We start from the raw sequence: 3,668 nt of genomic DNA, 5'->3' as shown, positions 1-3,668 counted from the left end.
CCAACGGATCGGGTAAGACCACCACACTCGGCATGATGCTCGGTCTCATCCGGCCGAGTGCCGGCAACGCCGTCGTCGACGGCGTGCCGTTCACGGCCCTGCAGCAGCCGGCGCAGGTCGTCGGTGCCGTGCTGGACGCGCGCAGCGCCCACCCCAAGCACCGGGCGCTGACGCACCTGCAGATCTACTGCGCCGCGATCGGTGTGCCCGACGAGCGGGCGCAGCAGATGCTCGACCTCGTCGGCCTCGGATCGGTCGCGCGACGCCGCATCGGCGAGTTCTCCCTCGGCATGCGGCAGCGACTCGCCCTGGCGACGGCGCTGCTCGGGCAACCGCGTTATCTGGTGCTCGACGAACCGGCGAACGGACTCGACCCGGAGGGCATGGCCTGGTTGCGTGACTTCCTCGGCGCCTTCGCCGGCAACGGTGGGACCGTGCTGATCTCGAGTCACATCCTGCGGGAGGTCGAGCAGATGGCCGATCGTCTCGTGGTCATCGCGAACGGGCACCTGGTCGCGGAGACCTCGATGACGGACCTGCGCGACACCTACCGCTCGCGGGTGTTCGTCGCGTCCTCCGACCCGGCCCGCCTCGCGACGGCGCTCGCCGCAGCGGGGCACACCGATGCCCAGGTGCAGCAGGACGGACGGCTCGCGGTGGTCGGTGCTGCTCCGGACCGCATCGCCGAGATCGCCGGAGCCGCGGAGGTGAGATTGTTCGGCACGAGTGTCGAGCACGTCGATCTCGAGCAGGTGTACCTGGCGATGACGGCGGGTCGCTACGCCGCCGCTCCGGGTGCGCAGTACCCGGGGCACGGACACCACCGACCCCAGGCCCAGCAGTACCCGCAGGCCCAGCAGTACCCGCAGTCGCAGTGGGGACAGCCGAACCGACCGCCGACCGGACAAGGAGGCCCCACCGCATGACCGCGCTTCTCACCGCCGAGTTCCGCAAGGTCCTGAGCCTGCGCTACTGGTGGATCCTCGGCATCGCACCGCTGATGGTGGGCCTGTTCTGCGGCGCGCTGACACTGCCGGTCGCGCGGCAACTCGAATACGGCTTCGGCGACGGTGTCGCCGAAGCCGTCGCCGCCGCGGTCGGCATCTCCCTCGCCCTGTCGCTGGTCTTCCTGTTCGCGGCGATCTTCGGCGCGGTGGCGACCGGCAGCGAGTTCGCGCACCGCACGATCATGACGACCTTCCTCACCACGAGGGGCCGCGATCGGGTCGTCGGTGTGAAGCTCGCGACCGTTGCCGTGATCGGATTGCTGTACTGCATCGTCACGGAACTCGCGGCGGCCGCGACGCTCGTGCTGTTCGGAGGCGGCTTCGAGGGCTCCGACCTCGGATCGGTCGCCCAGGTGCTGGGCATCGGCCTGTTCTGCGCGCTGATGTGGTCGCTCATCGGAGCCGGGCTCGGCCTGCTCACACGGTCCACGACGGGCAGTGTGCTCGCCATCTGCGCATGGGTGCCGTTCGGTGAACTGATCGTCTCGCTCGTCCTGCACGGTCTCGGTCTCGGAGCACTCGCGCCGTACCTGCCGGCGCAGGCCACCTGGTACGTGCTGTTCTCGGCGGTGTCCATGCCCGAGGACGTGACGCTGGAGATGACGTGGCCGCTGGCACCGCTGGTCCTGGTCTTCTGGACCGTGATGCTGGGCGGTCTCGGCTGGTGGCGGACCCGGACCGCCGACATCGTCTGACGCACCTCCCTGCGCCGCGACCGGCTGCGACCCGGTCTGTCGTCGCGCGGCGCTAATGTCGGTTCGATGGCACACGACCCGATTCCGCGCACACCGGGATGGATTTCCCGGCTCGTCGCCGAATGCCTGAAACACCGCAGAACGGCCGTGGGGGCGCTGGCCGTCACCGTGGTCGCCGCCCTGATCGACATCACCTTTCCGCTGCTGACGAAAGTCGCGGTCGACAGCGCGACCGGACAGGGCGAGGTGCCCGCCGACGACCTGCGTCTGATCGGTCTCGCCGCGGGGACGATCGCGGCCGGGGCGGTGATCCGGTTCGGCTGCCAGTACGGGCGGCGCATGCTCGCCGGACGCCTGTCGCTCGACGTGCAGCACGACCTGCGGTTGCGTCTGCTCGGCTCGCTCCAACGTCTCGACGGCCACGGTCAGGACCGCATCCGCACCGGCCAGGTGGTTTCGCGGTCCATCACCGACCTGCAGCTCGTCCAGGGTCTGCTCGCGATGGTGCCGATGTCGGCGGGAGCGCTGCTGCAGTTCGTGCTCGCGCTGGTGATCATGATGTCGCTCTCGCCCCTGCTCACGCTGGTCGCGGTGGTCACGGTCCCGATCATCGGCGGCCTCGTCCGGGTGGTGCGCCCGAAGCTGTTCGCCGCGACGTGGTCGGCGCAGCAGCGCGCGGCCGATCTCGCCCAGCACGTCGAGGAGACCGTCACCGGGGTGCGGGTCGTGAAGGGATTCGGCCAGGAGTCCCGCGCCGTCGACCAGCTCGAGGAGCACGGTCGCCGGTTGTACGCGGAGCGTCTGCGCGCGGCCCGGATCAATGCGTGGTTCTCGGCACCGCTGGGTGCCATCCCGCAGTTCGGGCTCGTCGCCACGATCGCGCTCGGCGGCTGGCTCGCCCTCGACGGTGGGATCACCGTGGGTACCTTCGTGGCGTTCACCGCCTATGTGGCGACGATGACGGCGACGACCCGCACGCTGTCGCAGGTCGTGATCATGGCGCAGTTGTCCCGCGCCGCCGTGGAGCGGGTGTACGAGGTGATCGACACCGAACCCGACGTCGCCGATCCCCCGCATCCCGTCGCGCTGCCCGACGGTCCGCTCGGGGTGCACCTGAAGGATGTGACGTTCGGTTTCGACGACGACCGGGACGTGCTGCGCGGGCTCGACCTGGAGATCGCACCCGGCGAGACCGTCGCGATCGTCGGTCCGGCGGGCTCGGGCAAGACCGTTCTCTCGCTGCTGCTCCCCCGGTTCTACGCGCCACGCCGCGGGTCGGTGTGCCTGACCGCCGACGGGCACGACATCGACGTCGCCACGCTCCGCGCCGACGACCTGCGCGGTGCGGTCGGTCTCGTCTTCGACGAGCCGTTCCTGTTCTCCGACTCGGTCGCGTCCAACATCGCGCTCGGCCGGCCCCACGCGTCGGACGACGAGATCCGGGCCGCTGCGGCAGCGGCGCGCGCCGACGACTTCGTCGACGCGCTGCCCGAGGGCTACGACACCGTCGTCGGCGAACGCGGCCTGACGCTCTCCGGTGGGCAGCGACAGCGCGTCGCGCTGGCACGGGCCCTGCTCGTCGATCCGCGGGTGCTGATCCTCGACGACGCCACCTCCGCGGTCGACGCCGAGACGGAGGCCGCGATCTACGGCGCGCTGCGGGCCGGCCGGCGACGCACGACGCTCGTGCTCGCCCATCGGCGATCGACGCTCGCGCTCGCAGACCGGGTCGCCGTGCTCGACGACGGGCGCATCGTCGACATCGGGACGGTCGACGAACTCGACGAACGCAGTCCCGTCTTCCGACGTCTGCTCTCGACCGACGAGGACGTCGTGCCGGATGCGGAGCGTCCGGTGGCGGCCGGCGAGTTGTGGCCGGAAGGCCACGAGGACGAGCCGTCCGGCGCCGTCGTCGACACGGCGGCCCCGGTCGCTGGTCGCGGCGGACCGGGGGCGGGCGGTGGGC

Annotated in this window: 3 protein-coding genes; all 3 read left to right on the top strand. The window is 70.9% G+C overall.

Annotated elements, in window-relative coordinates; translation table 11 throughout:
• The coding region (locus R1101_RS27420) for an ATP-binding cassette domain-containing protein (protein ID WP_016934816.1) at positions 1-926 on the top strand (926 nt) is incomplete at its 5' end.
• On the top strand, positions 923-1,702 hold the full coding sequence (locus tag R1101_RS0118380) for an ABC transporter permease (protein ID WP_016934815.1): 780 nt from the start codon (positions 923-925) through the stop codon (positions 1,700-1,702). The genes R1101_RS27420 and R1101_RS0118380, both read left to right, overlap by 4 nt.
• A 66-nt stretch (positions 1,703-1,768) precedes the next feature.
• On the top strand, positions 1,769-3,668 hold a 1,900-nt coding region (locus R1101_RS27415; protein ID WP_016934814.1), incomplete at its 3' end, for an ABC transporter ATP-binding protein.

The sequence above is a fragment of the Rhodococcus sp. R1101 genome, from assembly GCF_000278445.1.
Lineage (GTDB): Bacteria > Actinomycetota > Actinomycetes > Mycobacteriales > Mycobacteriaceae > Rhodococcus > Rhodococcus gordoniae.
The sequence above is the reverse complement of the archived record's forward strand: the minus strand, read 5'-3'. Positions and strand labels throughout refer to the sequence as shown.

Coding starts and splice junctions, on each gene's coding strand:
- R1101_RS0118380 (WP_016934815.1), top strand. CDS start 923: ATGACCGCGCTTCTCACCGCCGAGTTCCGCAAGGTCCTGAGCCTGCGC.